Here is a 17,508-nt window from a genome sequence, read left to right on the forward strand (position 1 = left end):
TCGGCCTCATTTAGGACGTGATCTGTCAACTCAGGCAGCGAAGGGCTGGAGCACCTTCGTCTTGCGGACCTCGTGGACCTGGTCGGCGAGCAGCGCCGCCTTCCAGCCCTTGGTCAGGTCGATCCAGTAGACCGTGCACACCCCGGTGCCGGCCGGCAGGTTCATGATCAGGCCCCAGCGCTGGTTGACGTTGGGCAGATCGGTGTACGCGGCGGCGGCCTCCTCGGCGGAGAAGGTCGTCCGGGTCTTCCATTTCGACAGCGCGGCCAGGCGCTTGGCCCGGTCCTGCTCGTCGTCGTAGCCGGGCACGATGAAGCGGCGGTGGTCGTAGAACTTCGAGCGGCTGTAGCCGGCGAGCTGCATCGCCATCTTCAGCTCGCCCCACTCCACGCTGCCGGTCTTCAGGTCGGTGATCAGGTTGCCGGCCGGCTCGCCGTCGGGGTCCAGCCCGTCGTAGAAGCAGACGCGGTCTGGGGTGCCGGATGCGGTCAGCGCGCGGCAGACCGTCAGCTCCTCGATGTGGATCACCTTGAGCATCGCGGTCGCCGCCTTGTACGCGGCCATGTCCCGGTGGTCGGACTCGCTGGCCGCCGCCGGCAGTTCCTCGCCCCGGTCGACGTGCTCGCTGAGCCCGTGCAGCCAGGTGCCGCGCTCGCGCTTGTCGTTCGCGCCGGACAGCTCCTCGGCCTTGGCGGCGAGCCGGTTCAGCTCGCGCTTGTCCTTGGGGTCGTCCGGGTCGAGTCGGCGCACCTGGTTCAGCTCGGCCTGCATGAAGCTGGCCCCGCGCAGCACCATCCGCTTGTAGTAACGCTCGAGGTTGGACTTCTCCTCCAGCGACCCGATGCGGGTGGTCATGCGCGTCAGGGCGATCGGCTTGCCGCCCTCTTCCGGCACGACGACGGGGCGGTCGTGGCCGTCACGCGGGACGCCGCCCGGAACGAATGGCTCGTCCTTGGGCGGCGTCCGCAGTTCGGTGGTGCTCATGATGGTCAGGGGCACGAGTCGGTTACCTCCGTGTAGCCCAGGTAGTGGCGGACAAGTCCTCCCTCGATGTGCTCGGGGCGCATCTCCGTGTCGGGGTTGAGCAGGCACAGGCCCTGCAGCCCGGCGGTCAAGGTGATCTCGGCCCACGTCTTCGCGGTCGCGTTAGGTGAGACGTCCACCCATAGGTCCCACTCCTCGTGGTCGATGAACAGCTCGGCCAGGCCGTCGGTGGTAGCGGTCCGTCGCGTCACTCAAGCTCCCGTGTAATCACGTCCGGCGTCCAGTTGTAGCTCACGCCAGGCGATACTGCTGGTGGGGTGGGCAAACCTCGGTTCAATGTGATCTTCTCGAGGCGGCTCGTGAACGCTATCTCTCGAACACGTGATCGTCCAGCGCGAACAGACGGTGAGATGCTCCTGACAGACGGGAATGAACTCAGGTACGGTGCGGCCTGACCGAAAGGTCTACCGTCAGCGGGCTCTCACCACCGGATCGGGACAGACAGTGGCGGAACAGACTCATGCCTTGGCGCGTCTGATTCGGGAATACCAGGAACGAACTGGCGAGAGCTACGCAGACATCGCCAAGCGTGGCGGATTGCCCAAGGCGACCGTCGGACAGTACGTCGCCAAGCCGCTGACCGCCATGCCCAAGCCGGAGAGTCTTCAGAAGCTAGCCGCTGGCATGCGCGCCGACATCACCACGGTGACCCGGGCTGCACAGCAGGCTGCTGGGTACCACGTCGCCGAGGTCGACACGCCCGACGGCACACGCATTCTGATCTCCCATTTCGAGCAGCTCTCCCCTGACCAGCAGGCGAGCGTTAGCGCGCTGGTCGAGCATCTACTCAAGCAGCACCGCGACACTCATTAGAACATACGTTCGATAGACTCCGCTGGCCGTTCGGCTGTTCCGTGCCACCCCGGTGGACCGGTTCAGTAAAAGATCTTCAGAACGGCTCTTGTGTGCCGAAGGTCGGCTCACCAGGGCAGGAGGACGCAGGCGCAGCCTCACACGACGAGGCCGGCTGCGCTGCCAGAACGGGGAAACGGACCAAAGGTGAAGATCGTACGGGTGAAGACGGGTGCGGAGGTCATCGTCATAAGGGCGGAGGGGATCGCGTTCATCGACCCTGAGCTGTCCTACCGCAAGGCCGTCAACAGGCTGTGGAACGCCATGCCGGGGGAGCTGCCCTCCGACATCCATCGGTGGGCGCTGAGCGCATCGCCTGCCTTTCCCCCGGAGCCGTCGCGGCTGAGTCGCGCCCTGCAGCGGGGCCGGCGGAAGGTTGCCTCCCTCATGGCGGCGATGATTGCCGGCGTGGTGGCGCTGTGCGTCGCCTTCTTCTCTCCCACGGCGGCGCTCGCCGCAGATCCCTTTCAGAACGCCACGTACCGCGAACTCACAACCGGGTGGACCTGCGTGACCGGGCCGTCCGGCTCAACGCAGGCGTGCTTGATGGATGACGACAAAACCGCCGTGCACGTGTCGGCGTACACGTACAAGGACCGCATCGACTACGTGACGCTCGGCTTCTACGCCGATGACCGGCCGAACGAGGTGCAGGAATCGGCCATGTCGGTCTGGCTCAGCGATGACGCACAAGAGGAGCAGGGCGACAGCGGCCCGCGTGCGACCGACCTGGTCGGCGCGCACCAGATTGAAGGTGACGGCTGGTCAGCCTGGTCGAGTGACCGCCAGGTGCTGGCGATGGCCGCCGCGAAGCTGGCGGCATAGTGGTGCCACGAGAAAGCCCCCCGGCTGCGATATGCAGAGCGGGGGGCTTTCGTGTTGCGCCGGCCAGCACCGGCCGGGCCGGCTCACTCGTCGACCGGAGCATGGATGCCGACGTATCGGACGATGTCCTGGTCCGCCTCGGTGCGCGGAACGTAGTAGAAGCCGTCCTCGGTGTCGGCCTCGTAGGTGACGACCGCGTCGGCCGCCGCGAGGTTCTCGAGGAAGGCGTCCATCCGGGTCTGCTCGCGCTCGCTCAGCGGCTTGACCAACTTACGGTCCGTCTCGCTTAGGCTCTCGTCCTTGAGTGCGCGGTCGCGCGCGACAAGGCGAAGCATGTCGAGGATGTAGCGGCCCCGGTGTACCGGCTCGAGGTTGCGAGGCACCAGGTTGCTACGCACCTGGCGCGACGGTAGGCCGCGCCGCTTGCGGTAGTTCGCCAGCATGGCCGGCTTCAGCTCGATGCCGTACTTCTCGCGGTAGATCTCGATGATCTCGTTGTAGAGCATCCCCGAGGTGATCCACTCGTCCAGCTCCTGGTGGTTCTGGACCAGACTCTTCGGCATCGTGCTCTCCCACCCCTGGGTACCCTTGGCACCGTTTACACGGTCTCGCTTGACACGTACCAAGGTAGGTCGGACGTGATCTGTGGTCAACAGGAACACCTGTTTAGACACGTGATCTGTCAAGTGAGCGACCGGTCATTTCCTTAAAGGGGCCTTAATGGTGGAGCTGACTATCACCGTCTGTGACGTCTGCCAAGATCGTTTCCGCAAGGTCAAGACGTACACGCTGGACGACGGCGAACAGAGCGTGACGACAGTGCTGTGTGATGAGCACGACAAGCCTCTGCGTCCGTTCTTCGCAGCTCAGCCTGCCACTGCGCCGGCTGTCGAGAGTCTGAGCGTACAACCTGCGACGACGCCGCGACAGCCCGCCAAGAAGGCTGCGCCTGCGAAGAAAGCGGCCGGGGCGAAGGCGGAGCCGGCGGCCAAGAAGACCGCGCCGCGACGTCGGGGCATCACCGTGACGGACCCGGATAAGATCCCCCGAAAGACCCAGTGACAGCGAAAGAGCCCCGCAACCAGATGGCTGCGGGGCTCTTTACTTCAGCAGGTCAGGCGCGCTGCTCGTCGCCAGCCAGCTCGTCGACCGGCTCGATGATGACGGTCGCGTCCGGGTCGATGTCGTCGCCGATGTGGTCCTCGACCGGCACGCTGGTGCTCAGCCACGGGGCGTAGGTGTCGAGGAAGGCCACGACGGTCGGGCTCTGCATGAACCGGGCCACCGCACTGGCGACGCCGACGACGGCCGCCGCGCCGCCGGCCAGGACGGCGTACTGCTCGGCGGACAGCGCCGCCTTGAAGGCGTCCAGGATCAGCGGCACGATCGCCAGCAGGACGGTGGCGACGGCGAGCACGGACTGGAACGCGGTGCGGATGATGCGCTTGGTGGAGTCGTTCACTGGGGTGGAGACCTTCTCTCTGGACGTGATCTGTCAGAACTTGCCGGAGTTGAGACGCTTCTGCAGCGCCTTCACGGTTGCGGAGGTCGGCTTGTCGAGCTTGCCGTCGGCCTTCACGCCCAGGTAGCGCTGCAGGGCCTTTATGGTCTTGGTCGCTTTGCTGTTCTGGGCGATGCCCTTGCCGTCGACCACCAGCTTCGCCTTGACCTTGGCGTTGAGGTGGCGCTGCACGTCCTTGACCAGCTCGCTCGGGCTGTCGATCTTGCCGTCCGCCTTGGTGCCCATCACCTGCTGCCAGCGCTTGATGGTGGTCGCGCCGAGGACGCCGTCCTCCTTGAGCTTCGCCGGCTTGGCGGGTGCCGGCTTGGCCGGCGCGGGCGCAGGCTTGGCCGGGATGCTCGGCTTGCTGGGGGCGGGAGCCGGCGCGGCCGGCGGCTTCGGGGCGCGCAGCTTGCGGATCTTGTCGGCGACCTTCTTGACCGCTGCGGCGTTCTTGACGATCTCGAAGTGCATGTCGTCCTTGCGTCCCTTGTAGTCACCGCCCCAGCGGACGACGCCCTCGCAGAAGGCGAGGATCACGCGGATGGCCTTGACCTGCTTGGCCGAGAAGGTGTTCGCCTTGCCGAGCGGGTGCTCGGGGGCGTTGAGGTCGATCGCGGTGCCGGACGCGTGGTTGCTCAGGGCGGTCGCGCCCCGGATCACGCGGTAGTTGTGGCCCCAGTTCCAGCCGGGGCGCAGCGGCTCGACCGTCTTGTGGAACCGCTCGGCGACGTAGAACAGCACGACCGCGACATCGCCCTTGCGAACGCCGGGCGGGAACTTGATCTTGGTGCCGGGGATGTACGAGTTGTCGAGGCCGCCGATCTGCGATGCGGTGCCGGCCGACCAGCCGTTCTGGGACTTAGCCACTGTGATGCCTCCTGGGCATGACGAAGGCCCCGCCCACCGTGATGTGAGCGGGGCCGGGAAATTGATCAGGCGATGGCGATGGAGCCGGCGATCTCGGCCGAGCCGGTCCAGACACGGGTGGATGCGGCGACCTCAGCGGTGCCGTTCCAGACGGAGACTGTCGGGCCAGCGGGGGTCACCGAGTCAGCGGTGAACCGAACGTCCACGAAGTACGAGGTGTACTGGTAGCTGTCGGTCGGGTAGGCCAGGTCCCACGACCCGTTGTAGAAGCCCGCAATCGGAGCGTCGGTCACCAGGTAGCCGTCGCTGGACGTCTTCGGCCACGGGTAGGCGTTCGTCGCCGGGTAGCGGTTCGGGGTGTAGACCGCAGCCGTGTAGAGCCGGTTGGTCACCACCGAGATCGGGGCGGTGAGGGCGAACTCCGCCCAGGTGCCCTCGGTCCCCGACGTCGAGATGCCACGCCGGAAGCCGAGCGCCGTCCAGTCCTCGTCGAACAGGGCGATGTGAATGCCCTCGGCCTGGGACGTGACTGGGACGCGCCAGCGGATGTGCGAGATCTTGCCGGGCGTCGTGACGCGGAAGCGGGTGCCCAGCGTGTACGGCGAGCTGTCGGCACCATCAGGGGTGGCCGGCACCTCGTTGCCGAAGATGTTGCTCACGACGCCCTCCGGATGATCACCGTGCCCGCCGCCGTGCCGGCCGGGACCGCGTCACTGGGGCCGAGCACGATGACGGCCGGGCCGATGTCGGTGATCTGCGACCGGGTGTGCGTGTGGCTGGTGTTCGCCTTGCCGGCCAGGCCGCTCGTCACCGAGCTGGTGGTGGCGTAGCTCGACAGCGTGGTCGACAGGTCGGTGATCTGCGACGCCGTGTGCGTGTGCGAGCTGGCCGCCGCGCCGATGTCGGAGAGCACCTGGGCCGGCGTGCGGAACTCCAGCGCGGTGGTCGACGCCGCCCGCAGGTACGAGCTGGCGGTGAACGTCGACAGGCCGGTGCCGCCCCGGGCGGTCGCCAGGGTGCCGGAGCCGATGTCGCCGGCCGCGTGCGTGTGCGAGCTGTTCGCCTTGCCGGCCAGGCTCGTGGTCACCGAGCTGGTGGTGGCGTACGCGGACAGCGCCGAGGCGTCGGCCTTGGCCGCCAGCGCGGCGTCGAGGCCGGTCACCTCGGAGGTGGCGTGCCCATGCGCGGCCGGCGTGAAGGTGCTCGGCTTGCCGGTGATGTCGGCGTAGGCGTGGCTGTGGCCGGTGCTCGCCTTGTCGGCCAGCGCGGCGTCCAGACCGGTCACCTCGCTCGTAGCGTGCCCGTGCGCGGCCGGCGGGAACGCGGTCGGCTTGCCCTGCACGTCGTCCCAGGTGACGTCGGTCGGCTCGAGGTTGGGCCGGCCCTCGATCTCGGACCACTGGATCGTCGCGTGCGGGTAGGTCGCCGGCTTGCCGGTGATGCTGGCGAAGGAGTGGCTGTGGCCGGCGTCGGCCTTGCTGGCGATCCCGGCGCGCAGCTCGGTGTGGACCTCGTCGAGGTCGTCGACCAGCGCCTCCAGCTCGGCGTCGTCGACCTTGCTCGCCAGCGCCTCCGTCAGCCCGGTGATCTGCTCCTGGGCGTGCGAATGCGGCGCGGGCGGGAACGAGGAAGGGGTGCCGATCAGTGAGCCGTAGGCGTGGCTGTGAGCGGCTGGCGGGAAGGACTCCGGCTTGCCGGTCACGTCGGGCCAGGCGACTTCGCCAGCCAGGACATCGGGGAGCTGCGCCGCCGGCACCTTGCCGTCCGCGCCGAGCTGCGCGACACCACCAGGTGCGCCGGCCAGACTGGCGACCAGGTAGAAGGTCGGCGCTTCGTCGACCGGCTCGGCGTTAAGCACATCCGCCAGGTCGACCTGGGCCGGCCCGTCGTGCGCCAGGGCGAGCCGGGCCTTGAGCGACTTGCCGTTGACCATCGCGGTGACCGCGTACGTCCAGCCGGCCGGCGTCCAGTCCGGGTCGTCGGTGGCCGGCAGCGTCAGCGAGAACGAGCCGGTGGCGTCCAGTGCGGCCTTGGCCTCGAACGGGGTGAGGATCATGTCGACGCCCGGCCCCTGCACGAAGTAGGCGTTGACAATCTTGATGTTGCCCTTGGCCGGCGTGCCGTCCGGGTGCGTGATGAAGCGGCCCCGCACCACCACGGTGCGCAGGCTCGACGGGTAGGCCACGATCAGTCCCCCTTGGGGTAGACGACGCGGGCGATCCCGGCCCCCGCGATCAGGCGCGAGCAGCCGTCGCACGGCGCGTCGGTGAGGTACAAAGTCGCGCCCCGGCTGGCGAGCCCAGCCCGGAGCAGTGCGTTGGCCTCGGCGTGCACCGCGATGCACGTGCCGGCCCCGCTGGAGTAGCTGTCCCCGGCGGCGACCTCGTCGTAGGAGAGCCGGCCGCGCGGGCATGCGCCGGCCGTGAGGCAGCCGGGCTGGCCCGAGGGCGCACCGTTGTAGCCGGTGGACAGCACGACGTTGTCGGCCACGACGATCGCGCCGACCTGGCGGCGCGTGCAGTCAGCTCGCGCCGCGACCGCCCCGGCTATGCCGAGGTAGTAGTCGTCCCAAGACGGTCGGACGCGATCTGTCATAGGGAGCGCTCGATCCGGGTCAGGCGCTCGTTGGTGCGCTGCTCGTAGTCGAACCGCTCGGAGCGCTCCTGGCGCACCTCGGTGCGCAGGCCCCGCAGCTCGGCGATCACCACGTCGATGTCGTCGCGCAGGTTCGTCGAGTGGCTGTTCTGCACCTGGTCCTTCACCGCGCCGAGCTTCTTGTGGTTGCGGCGCAGCAGCTCCAGGATGATGCCGATCAGGGCGACCGCGATGGTGCCGAAGGTCGTTACGATGGCCGCCTGGACGGGGGCTTCGAGGGCGAGGATTTCCACGAGGTTAGTCACTTCCAGTTCGTCCCGTCGCCAACCTTGACCGTTGCGAGTACCCAGCTCGTGCCGTTGCCGACATAGACCAGCGCGGGCTTCCAGGCGGAGCCGTTGCCAATCCACAGCGCGGACAGCGTCCGGAAGCTCCGGACGTTCGACCAGGCACCCGAGCCGGCGGCGGAACGCGCGCGGATGCGGGTGTAGTAGGTGGTGCCCGGCACGAGGCCAGAGATCTTCGCGGGCGTCGCCGCGTCGATGAAGCTGACGACGTTCTGCGTAAAGCCGGAGTCGGTCGCGCGCTGGATCTCGTAGCCGGTGATGGCCTCGCCGCCGGCATCACTGGGCGCGCTCCACGACCACCAGGCGGCCTGCGCTTCGATGTCGTAGATGGCGTTCAGGCCCGGCGCGGATGCCGTGGTGCTGGCGGTCTCGAACTGCCGAGCACCGGACCAGCCGGACCAGCCGACGCCGTTCTGCGCCCGGACGCGGACGTAGTAGACGGTGCCCTTCGCCAGGCCGGTGACGCTCTGGCCGTTCCAGCCGGACTCCGACCAGCTCGTGGCGATAGAGATAAACGAGGAACTGGTACTCACCTGGCCGGCGTTGCCCGTAAGACTCGAGCCGTTGGTGGCCGGCGTGCCCCAGGTGAAGTACGCCGAGGTCGCGGTGATCGAGCTGACGTCCGGAGCGGGCGGCGCGGACGGCACCGACGGTGGGCGCTTGGGCAGCGTGATGGTCCGGGAGTGCGTCGGCTTCGCGCCGTTGTACGCGCCGCTCAGGCTGGCCGAGTAGGTGACGGAGCCGGTGCCGTCATAGTCGATGGCCCGAGTGGAGGTCACCGTGTCGAGCAGTTTGCTCGCGCCGTCGGACAGGGTGTTGGAGAAGCTGGCCGACCCGCCCTGCCAGGAATAGGTCTGGGTGTCGTCAAAGCGCCAGCCGTCGGAGCACTGGATGTAGAGCTTCGCGGTGACCGTGACGCTGGTGGAGCTGGTGCTCGGCGTGCTGGTGTAGAGGTCGATGCCGAAGCGCAGGTTCCCGTTGTAGGAGCCCCAGGTGATAGCCACTGTGGACCTCCGATCAGGTGGTGGGCTGAATCCAGATGCGGTTCGCCAGCGGCGTCACCGAGGGCTGGTTGACCGAGACGATCAGCTCGAAGCCGCCCCACTGGCTGGAGTTCTCCGCCGTGCTGGCGACCAGGTTCTGCCAGGCCGAGCCGGTCCAGAACTCCCAGGAGCTGTTCGTCGAGTTGTAGCCGAGCTTGTGCCGGCGCGGACTGGTCGGCCGGGTCGACGTCGACCAGGAGCCGGTGCGGCTGCCGGTGAAGCTGCGATTGTCGGTGACCATCGCGGCGTCGATCGTGGTCGCGTTGGCCTGCACGGTGACCAGCGCCAGGCTGACCTCGAAGACGCCCTCCGCGCTCTGCGTCAGGTTCGCCGCAGCCGAGCTGCCGCCCGTGCCCTTGAGTACCGCCAGCGTGCCGGCGTTCGTGGTGGGGTCGATGCGCAGCACGATGCGGTCGACGCGCTGCGAGGTGCCGGCCGCCTCGATGGCGACGGTCTCGATGGCGGTCGAGACGAGTAGGTGGCCGCGCAGGAACCCGACGCCTGGCTGCACCTGGACTGCCATGCCGCCACCGCCGGTCACCCGGAAGCCGGTGCCGCCGGCCGCGTCGGCGACGCCAGAGTCCTGCAGCTCACGCGCCCACTGGGAGAACTGCGACTCGGTCGTGTCCTGGTCGTCGAAGGGGAATGCGGTAATCGCCACGAAGGCGTCCTCCAAATCAGAGAGGCCAGGAGAGCCCGGCAAGAGAGATCCAGGTGCTGTTGGCGCTTGCCGTCACTGCGGCCTTGGCACGCAGCCGCACGTCGCCGCCCGGCCAGATGACGACGTCGTGCAGCACGGCGGACGAGGTATTGGCTGGGAAGTACCACTCCGCTCCGCTGCCGCCCACGGGTCGCGCTGCGTTCGGTAGGGAGCCGAGGATGTAGCTGCTGCCCGCGCTCATCGCCAGGTCGGTCGGGCCGCGTTGGAACAGGCCACGCAAGTAGACGACTCCATTGATGATCTTGTAGGCGGGTGGGTATGTGGAATTCCACGCCTTCCATCCGGAGTCGATCGTCAGCGGAATCCAGCCAGACGTGTTGGTCGCCGTCATCGAGGCGAGCTGCACGGCGGTCGTGGACGCCTGTGCCGCGACACGGGTTTCCAGGGCGAGCACTCGACTCTCGACCGTGGTGATCCGCTTGACTACACCCCGCGCCCGGGAGAAACCGGTCGGGTCTCCGATCAGCGCACCAAGCTTGGTGCCGTCCGCGTTCGCCTTGAGGACGAAGCCGGTTACCGTGGCCCTCAGCTCCTGGTCCTCAACGACGACTGCGACCTTGTCGCCCAGGTTCCATGTGACGCCGTATGGCATCGAGCTGTCTTCCATCGGGACGGCCTGAACACTGAGCGTGGTCAGGCCCTTCTCCGCCAGCTCCTCCAGCCCGGTCTGCTGAAGCTCGGCCCGGGTGTCGTGGGAGCTGTCGTCCTTGAAGACTTCGATCCGGCGGCCCCACTCAGACTCGGCCGCGAGACTCGAGGTGCTGGAGGCGGACACGAAGTTGCGGATGGGAGGGAATTGCGCCAGGTCGGGATCGGTGACCTTGTCGACGATGTCCTTGCCTTGCACCAAGACCCGGGTTGCAGACGGCGGGCCGACGACGACCTTGTGCCCGGCGAGCGTGGAGTTGTAGATGTCAAGCCGGATCGTGGCGCTGCGGTCAGCTACGGCGAAGGTCTCGAAGACCAGAACCGCGCCACGCTGGATGATTCGGAAGCCCAGGCCGGCGGGCGCGGCCAGCTCGGAGAGCAGCGTGCCGAGCTTCGTGTACTTCGCGCTCTTGGTGGTGCTCGCGCCGCGCCCACCGTTCGCGCCCATCGTGAGCTTGGCGAGCAGCGTGCCGGCCCGGCGTGATGCCGGCGCATTCGGTCCGATGTTCGAGCTGACGAAGGCGTGCATCAGCGACTCGGCCGGGCCGGTCCGCTTGTCCTCCGTTGCGCCCACTGCGATGGGGAACATGATGTCGGACGGGTCGTAGCTGGGCGCGGCATACGCCAGGGAGTCCATCAGCAGGATGGAGTCGGTGACGCCGTTGATGGCGAGCGTGCCGCGAGGATCGGTCGCGGTCGCCTCGGACTGAGGCTGCGTGACCGGGCCGGAGAACAGCACGTCGGTCGGGCCGGTCACGATGATGCCGGAGCCCGGCGTGCGGAGCACCCCCGCGAGGGGATGCTCCACCGCGAGCTTCAGCGTCCAGGTGCCGACGTTGTTGAAGTCCTCCTCGGCTTCGAGGTCCAACTCCTCCGGGCGGATCTGCCCGACCCGGTTGAGGTTGCGGTCGCGGACTTCGACCGTCAAATCATCGAGACGCACTCAGATCACCGCCCTTCGGCGTGGCTGCCACGTGCACGAGATCGAGCTGGCCGTGGTCGTTCCCTCGAGCGAGGCGGTTGCCGTCGTCGTGCCAGGCAACACCGGCCAGAACTTCGGGGCCGGCGCGAGCTGGCTGTACCGGTTGGCACCGGTGCCGTCGACCGCTGTGCCCTTGCGGGCGTCGAGGATCAGCCGCTCGCCGGTCGCCAGCGTGCCGGTCCAACGGAGCTGCTGGCCCGACGGCGAACGGGCGATGAAGTTGGAGCCGGGACCTTGCACAGTCCACACGGGATAGCTCGGAGCGGTGGCCCGGTCGTTGTTGAGCGTCATGGTGCCGATGGCCTGCGACGCACTCAGCCGCATCCTGGTCAGCGACCCGTTGAGTAGGCCGCGCCCGGAGCCGGAGTTGCGCACCACCTCGGTCGCACTGACCGAGTAGGTCCAGTACGGCGAGCCGGCCCGCAGGGTGACCACGGTGGCGAGGTCTGTCTCGCCCGTGGTGTCGAGCCCGTACGTCCAGCCGCCGCCGGCCTGCCAGGCGACGTTGGTCGACCAGTACGTGCCGTCGTCCTCGTACCACCGCATGGCGAACTCGCCGGAGGCGAGCATCTTCTCCAGCCGGGCCAGCAGCTCCTGTAGGCGCGGCCGATCCTTCGCGGCGAGATAGATCGGCAGGTCGATGTCGCGCGAGCGGAGGCGCGAGCCACGGTAGACAGCACCGTCGCCCGCGCCTTCAATCCACTGCGCACTGACCTCGGGGAGACCGAGACCGGTCGCGCCGGCAAGAGCCTGCGCGCCGGTCCCGAAGTTCAGCACGTCGTCCAGGTTGAGGACGTCCGTGCTGCTCACGAGGGTGATGTGCACTATTACCAGCCCACCATCCTGGCCCGGTCCGTCGCGGCGAAGAGGTCTTTCTCGCTGTCGATCGACGAGCCGGGTGCCGCGTAGTAGTTGAGGATCTTCTGGGTGCCGCCGGAGCCGGCGGCTGCTTCGCCCAGTGCGGCCGAGACCGCCGAGGACAGTGAGCCGGAGATGCCGCCGACGCCGGGGGCGTCCACGGTCATGCCGCCGATCTCGGAGGTGATGCCGTTCAGGCTCTTGCGCACCGCGTCGTAGCGGGACTCGAGGCCGTTGAGGAAGCCGTCCATGACGAGCTGGCCGGCGTCGTACAGCAGTACCTTGTCCTTGGCCGGCGGACCCTTCTCGAACGGCAGCTTGTCAGTGATGCCGTTGAGGAAGCCCTTGACCTTCTCCCAGCCGGCCTTGATGCCGTCGAGTAGGCCGTTCATGATCTTGCGACCGATGTCGACCAGGACGGTGGCTGCGCCCGCGAGCGCTGCCTTGGCCTTGTTGGGCAGGCCCTTGACGTAGTCGACCGCGCCGGTCACGCCGTTCGAGAACGCCGTCTTGACGTTGTTCCAGACCGTCGTGGCCGTGTTCTTCAGCGTGCCGAAGACCGAGCCGAACGTGTCGCGGACCCAGTTCCAGACGCCCGACAGCGTGGACTTGATCCCGTTCCAGACCGAGGAGGTCGTCGACTTGATCGCGTTCCACACCGACTCGGCGGTGGACTTGACACCGTTGAAGATCGAGCTGAACGTGGACTTGATCCAGTTCCATACCGAGCTGGCGACGGTCTTGATGCCGTTCCACACCGTCGACCAGAGCGCCTTGACGCCGTTCCAGACCGTGGTCCAGATCGTGCGAGCGCCCTGCACCCACAGCTCGAAGGCTGACTTGAGCCAGCCCCAGACCGCCTCGGCGACGACCTTGATGCCGGTCCAGACCAGGTCCCAGAGCGCCTTGACCGCGTTCCACACCGTCTCCCAGACCGTCCGGACGACGGTGAGGTAGGTGTTGAAGGCCGCGACCAGGCCGTCCCAGATGAGCGTGAAGAACGTCTTGATGCCGTTCCACAGCAGCTCCCAGCCGGCCTTGAGCAGGTTCCACGCCGTGTTGGCGATGACCTGCCAGCCCTGGAGGACGGTCATGAATTGCTGGACCAGCCACTCCCAGGTCGCCTGGAAGACGGTCTTGATGCCGTTCCACAGGAAGTCCCAGGCCGCCTTGATGCCGTTCCACACGGTGTCCCACGCGGACTTCACGGCGGTGCCGCTGGACTTGAAGACGTTGACGATCCATTCCCATGCGCCCCGCAGGACATTGAGGATGGAGTCCCAGACCGGCTTCAGCCAGCCCAGCAGGTTGTCCAGCCACGTCTTCCAGTTCGCCTTGACGACCTCGATCGCCAGCTTGAACGTGGTCTTGATCGCCTCCCAGGCCCCGGTGAAGATGGCCTTGACGGCAGCGAAGCCCTTCTTAACGACGCCCAGGATGGTGGCGTTGAGGACCACCATGATGATGCCGACGATGAAGTCCCACGCGCCCTTGACGATGTTGACCAGGCCGTCCCACACGCGACCAAGGTCGCCCGTGAAGATGCCGGCGAAGACATCGACGATGCCGCCGAGGAACGTGACCAGGCCCTCGAAGATGTCCTTGACGCCGTTGACCGCCGCGATGAGCGAGTCGATGATGACCTTGGCGACGAACTTCAGGACCGGCACGAGGACCGGCATCAGGAAGTTGACGACCGCCTGGATCGCCGAGACGACCGGCATGAGCGCGTCGGCCAGGCCGGCAAACGCCTTGGCGGCGTGCGGCAGCGCGTCGGCGATGACGTCTCCGATGGCCGTGACGACCGGGCCGACGATGCTGGAGACCAGCTCCATCAGCTTGGTGATCAGCGGGGACAGGGCGGACATGACCGTGGTCAGCGCCGGCCCCAACGCGCCGAAGACCTTCGTGAGCACCGGCCCCACCGTGGCGGCGAGCTGGCCGAAGATCGGCGCGAGGTTGGCGAACAGGCCAGCAATCTGGCCGAGCACCGGACCGAGGGCGGCCAGGGCTGCGGCGAAGACGTCGGCGAAGATCCCGCCGACTTGCTGGACCACCGGCATGATGGCCTGCAGTGCCGTGGTGAGCGGCGGGATCGCCGCCGTGGCGAAGCTGGCGAACGCTGACGCGATGGTCTGCACCGCCGGCATCAGCGCCGAGAAGACGCCGAGCAGAGTGGTGCCGAGCAGCGAGATCAGCGGGTCGAGCGCGGGCAGCAGGGTCGTGACTGCGCCGGAGAGGCCGACGAACAGCGTGGCGAGTGCCGGGCCGACCGACTGCATGAAGCCGCCCAGCGTGGTCATCAGCGCGCCGATCGCGTCACCGACCGGGCCGAAGGCCGGCCCGAGCGAAGACAGCGCGGAGTTGATCCCGTTGAACATGTCGGTCAGGCCGCCCTGGAAGACGGGGCTGGACATCAGCTCGGCGAGGCCGCCTATCAGTCGACCCATCGCCTCGCCGGCCACGGGCAGGATCGCCGCGAGCAGGCCGGGCAGGGTGCCGAAGAACTCGCTGACGGCAGGGCCGGCCTGGTTCGCCAGCTTGTCCATCGCGCTGTACGCGGACTCGAAGACCCCGGTGAGGGTGGCCTGGAAGTTCGCGCCGTTGACGGTGGCCGCGAGCTGCTTCATGTTCTCGGCGAGGCTGACCAGCGTGGTGCCGCCGGCTGCTTGAGCCGCCTTGCCGAAGCCGGCGAACACCGCCCCGGTCTCCCAGAGCACGGTGCCCAGGGCCTTCAGGTTGGTGATGGCCTGGTCGATCATGTTGTTCAGGCCGCTGGGATTCTCGCCGCCCTCGGAGTTCTTCTTGAGGAACTCGTCGATGCGCTCGGTGACCCGGACGAACCAGGCGGCCAGCTCGGGCAGGTAGCCAGCGCCGACCTCGCCGAGGATCTTGATGATCGAGGCCAGGTTGTCGGTCGCCCCACTGGCGATGTCGATGCTCAGCGCCAGGTCGTCGAACATGCCCTTAAGCGCCCCGTCGAGGGAGCCCTGCAGTCCGGTGGCGAGCTGGCCGAAGAAGCCGCCGAGCTTGGTGCTGACGTCCTCCATGCCGGCGCTGAACTGCGGGAGCAGCGTGTCGATGAGGTTGCGGATCGGCTTCTCAGCGACGCCCCAGAAGTTCTCGGACATCTTGTCGCCCAGCGCAGTGAGCTGGGTCTTGACTTCGGGGATGACCTTGTTGAAGTCCTTGAATGCGACGACCGTGGCCCCGATGCCGAGGGCCATGCCGCCGAGGATTCCGGGCAGCGTGAGGGCTGCTGGCGCGATCTGTGCGAGGGAGACCGCCAGGCTCGCCAGCTCGGCGGCGGCGGCGATACCGACCGCGCCCAGGTTGGCGATGGCGAGCGCCATGCCGCCGAGGATCGGGGCCGCCTTGTCGAGGTTCTTGACGCTGTCCCACAGCTTCGTGAGCAGGTCGCCGGCCAGGCGTGCGCCGGACAGCGAGGCCAGGGCGGTCGCGGCTGCGGACGCGGCGCTCGCGCTCACCACGGGGATGAGGTTGACGATGCGGTCACGCGCCAGCAGGGCGAGCTTCGAGTTGGCGAGCAGGGACGCGCCGCTGTTGACGTCGACACCAATCTCGGCCTTGAGGCTCTCGAGCTTGTCCTGCAGCTCGTTGATCTCGTGGTCGATGCGCCGCTTGTCCGTGGCCCGCAGTGCTGCCGCCAGCTCGATCTTCTTCTCGTTGATCTTGGCGACGAGCTGCTCGACCTCGTAGACCTTGCGGTTGATCTGCTTGAGGTCCATCTCGGGCTTGAACGTGATGCCCTTGAGCTGGGCCTCGACGTCCTTGCGCAGATCCTTGTACTCCTGGTCGTCGAACCAGACGTCGACCTTGATCTGCTTCTCGAGGATCTCCTGCATCTCGGCGCGGGCCTTGAGGATCTCGGCCTCGTTGAGGTCGACCTTCTTGACCTTCAGCTCGCGGAGCTTGTCGAACTCCTTGTCGAGCTGGTCGATCGCGCCCTGGATGGAGGCGACGCTGCCCTGGTCGTACGACAGCTCGAGCTTGGCGATCTTCTTGAGCCGCCGCTCCCAGCCGTCGATCTGCTTGTTCAGGCCGCGCGCGTCAGCGGCGAGCTTGACCGGGCGGGAGCCGAGCTGGTCGAGCGCCTTGTTCGCCTGCGAGATGGCCGCCTTGAGCGACTTCTCGGAGTCGATGTTGACCTTGACCGTCTGGTCCTTGAGCGCCCGGTCGATCTGCGCGTTGAGCTTGCGCGCCTCCTGGACGACCTTGCCGCCGTCGAGCTTGATGCCGACCGTCAGGTCCTTGAGCGCCTTCTCGATCTTGTTGAGTTCGCGCTCGGCTTCGCGCCGGAACTTCGTCGTGTCCGGAGTTACCTTGACGGCAATCCGTCCAATGACGACGTCTTCGGCCATCGGTCCCTACCTTCCCTGGAACTTGCGCCACAGGTCGGCGACCGTGACCTTCTTCTTGGGCTTCTCGTCGGTCTTGCCGACGGTCTTGGCCTTGGGCCGGGGCCACTGCGGGAAGGTCGGGACCTTGCCCTTTTGCCAGTTCCCGGTGGCCCGCGTGTTCTGGTTGATCGCGTCGAACAGGTCGGCGAGCAGGTGCCGGTCGGCACCCCAGCCGAAGTGGGCTCGGCCGCCGGACGCGAGGGCCATCGTCAGGGAGTCGTCGGGGAGCCTCTGCACCATCAGGAGGACCAGGGCGGGGGCCGGCCCGTTGCCCGCGATCACGTCGGCGAGGTCAACGCCGTAGTGGAATCGCAGGTCCGGGTACAGCCCCTCGCCGAAGTCGTCGATCAGCTTGCAGAGGGCGAGGCTTCCCCCACCTGCGTCCCGTCGCTGTAGGTCTCGAAGACCTGCGCCAGGAGCGCCAGGTCACCGCCGAGCGCGGAGAGCAGCTTCTTGCCCTTGGCCTCGGACTCAGCCACGACGAGGATGGCCTCGGAGAGCAGCGCCTCCTGGTCGGCGTCGTCCTCGCCGAGCTTGCCCTGCAGCGCGCCGAGCGCGTCGCGCTTGGCCTTCGGCAGGCGCAGCGGGTTGAGCAGGCGGACGGTGACGTCCTCCGAGATGGCGATGTCGGTCGAGCCGTACTTCGCCTCGGCGGCGGCGCGGATGTCGTCGAGGGTGATGTTGGTAGCCACGGGGTGCGAACCTCCGGAAGTCGTTGCTGAGCAAGGGATTGCGGGCCTCGGGGGTGGAGCCCCGGCTGCGCGCGGAGGTCCGCAGTACGCGCGCAGCCGGGTCGTTCAG

19 protein-coding genes are annotated in these 17,508 nt (G+C 67.6%); 3 read left to right on the plus strand and 16 right to left on the minus strand.

All coding sequences use genetic code 11. The features are described from left to right. Nucleotides 1-30: 30 nt before the first annotated feature. Together AB0E94_RS04400 and AB0E94_RS04405 are read right to left on the minus strand one after the other, a co-directional pair. Complete coding sequence (locus tag AB0E94_RS04400; RefSeq protein ID WP_360322378.1) at nt 31-999, minus strand: hypothetical protein; 969 nt, start codon at nt 997-999, stop codon at nt 31-33. Continuing rightward, nucleotides 990-1,235 (minus strand): hypothetical protein, encoded by a 246-nt coding sequence (locus tag AB0E94_RS04405; RefSeq protein ID WP_360322381.1) that lies wholly within the window; start codon nt 1,233-1,235, stop codon nt 990-992. The genes AB0E94_RS04400 and AB0E94_RS04405 overlap by 10 nt, the downstream gene beginning before the upstream one ends. A gap of 274 nt (nt 1,236-1,509) precedes the next feature. Between AB0E94_RS04405 and AB0E94_RS04410 the strand changes: the two genes are divergently transcribed. Then, the gene (locus tag AB0E94_RS04410; RefSeq protein ID WP_360322384.1) at nt 1,510-1,857 is read left to right on the plus strand and encodes a helix-turn-helix transcriptional regulator; all 348 of its coding nucleotides are present in this window, start codon (nt 1,510-1,512) and stop codon (nt 1,855-1,857) included. Between the two features lie 186 nt (nt 1,858-2,043). Then, nucleotides 2,044-2,721: a hypothetical protein gene (locus AB0E94_RS04415; RefSeq protein ID WP_360322387.1), complete on the plus strand. Its 678-nt coding sequence runs from the start codon at nt 2,044-2,046 to the stop codon at nt 2,719-2,721. A gap of 83 nt (nt 2,722-2,804) precedes the next feature. Here AB0E94_RS04415 and AB0E94_RS04420 read toward each other — a convergent pair whose 3' ends face one another. Further along, nucleotides 2,805-3,284, minus strand: coding sequence for a hypothetical protein (locus AB0E94_RS04420; protein WP_360322394.1), 480 nt, complete (start codon nt 3,282-3,284; stop codon nt 2,805-2,807). Between the two features lie 157 nt (nt 3,285-3,441). Here AB0E94_RS04420 and AB0E94_RS04425 point away from each other — a divergent pair, with 157 nt between their 5' ends. Beyond that, nucleotides 3,442-3,783, plus strand: a complete 342-nt coding sequence (locus AB0E94_RS04425) for a hypothetical protein (RefSeq protein WP_360322397.1) — start codon at nt 3,442-3,444, stop codon at nt 3,781-3,783. Between the two features lie 52 nt (nt 3,784-3,835). Here AB0E94_RS04425 and AB0E94_RS04430 read toward each other — a convergent pair whose 3' ends face one another. The 13 genes from AB0E94_RS04430 to AB0E94_RS04490 all read right to left on the minus strand — a co-directional run bounded on the left by AB0E94_RS04430 (nt 3,836) and on the right by AB0E94_RS04490 (nt 17,399). Then, a complete protein-coding gene (locus AB0E94_RS04430; protein WP_360322400.1) occupies nt 3,836-4,183 on the minus strand; it encodes a hypothetical protein in 348 nt (115 codons plus the stop codon). Nucleotides 4,184-4,216: 33 nt separating this feature from the next. Beyond that, the gene (locus AB0E94_RS04435; RefSeq protein ID WP_360322403.1) at nt 4,217-5,092 is read right to left on the minus strand and encodes a M15 family metallopeptidase; all 876 of its coding nucleotides are present in this window, start codon (nt 5,090-5,092) and stop codon (nt 4,217-4,219) included. A gap of 65 nt (nt 5,093-5,157) precedes the next feature. Beyond that, nucleotides 5,158-5,751 (minus strand): DUF4082 domain-containing protein, encoded by a 594-nt coding sequence (locus AB0E94_RS04440; protein ID WP_360322406.1) that lies wholly within the window; start codon nt 5,749-5,751, stop codon nt 5,158-5,160. After that, nucleotides 5,748-7,277 carry a hypothetical protein gene (locus AB0E94_RS04445; RefSeq protein WP_360322409.1) on the minus strand — a complete coding sequence of 510 codons (1,530 nt, stop codon included), beginning with the start codon at nt 7,275-7,277 and terminating at the stop codon, nt 5,748-5,750. The genes AB0E94_RS04440 and AB0E94_RS04445 overlap by 4 nt, the downstream gene beginning before the upstream one ends. A gap of 2 nt (nt 7,278-7,279) precedes the next feature. Continuing rightward, entirely contained in the window at nt 7,280-7,687 is a 408-nt protein-coding gene (locus AB0E94_RS04450; RefSeq protein WP_360322412.1) for a deaminase, read from the minus strand. Further along, on the minus strand, nt 7,684-7,992 hold the full coding sequence (locus AB0E94_RS04455) for a DUF2746 domain-containing protein (RefSeq protein WP_360322415.1): 309 nt from the start codon (nt 7,990-7,992) through the stop codon (nt 7,684-7,686). Before AB0E94_RS04455 ends, AB0E94_RS04450 begins: the two co-directional genes overlap by 4 nt. Beyond that, on the minus strand, nt 7,989-9,038 hold the full coding sequence (locus AB0E94_RS04460) for a fibronectin type III domain-containing protein (protein WP_360322418.1): 1,050 nt from the start codon (nt 9,036-9,038) through the stop codon (nt 7,989-7,991). Before AB0E94_RS04460 ends, AB0E94_RS04455 begins: the two co-directional genes overlap by 4 nt. A gap of 13 nt (nt 9,039-9,051) precedes the next feature. Beyond that, complete coding sequence (locus AB0E94_RS04465; RefSeq protein WP_360322420.1) at nt 9,052-9,738, minus strand: hypothetical protein; 687 nt, start codon at nt 9,736-9,738, stop codon at nt 9,052-9,054. Between the two features lie 16 nt (nt 9,739-9,754). Beyond that, nucleotides 9,755-11,389, minus strand: a complete 1,635-nt coding sequence (locus AB0E94_RS04470; RefSeq protein WP_360322423.1) for a hypothetical protein — start codon at nt 11,387-11,389, stop codon at nt 9,755-9,757. Then, the gene (locus AB0E94_RS04475; RefSeq protein ID WP_360322426.1) at nt 11,390-12,238 is read right to left on the minus strand and encodes a phage tail family protein; all 849 of its coding nucleotides are present in this window, start codon (nt 12,236-12,238) and stop codon (nt 11,390-11,392) included. It abuts the gene before it with no gap. 17 nt (nt 12,239-12,255) lie between these two features. Continuing rightward, complete coding sequence (locus AB0E94_RS04480; RefSeq protein WP_360322429.1) at nt 12,256-16,668, minus strand: hypothetical protein; 4,413 nt, start codon at nt 16,666-16,668, stop codon at nt 12,256-12,258. 6 nt (nt 16,669-16,674) lie between these two features. Beyond that, a complete protein-coding gene (locus tag AB0E94_RS04485) occupies nt 16,675-16,989 on the minus strand; it encodes a hypothetical protein (protein ID WP_360322432.1) in 315 nt (104 codons plus the stop codon). 65 nt (nt 16,990-17,054) lie between these two features. Continuing rightward, a complete protein-coding gene (locus tag AB0E94_RS04490; protein ID WP_360322435.1) occupies nt 17,055-17,399 on the minus strand; it encodes a phage tail assembly protein in 345 nt (114 codons plus the stop codon). Nucleotides 17,400-17,508: the final 109 nt, after the last annotated feature.

It is taken from the genome of Actinoplanes sp. NPDC026670, assembly GCF_040638175.1.
Lineage (GTDB): Bacteria > Actinomycetota > Actinomycetes > Mycobacteriales > Micromonosporaceae > Actinoplanes.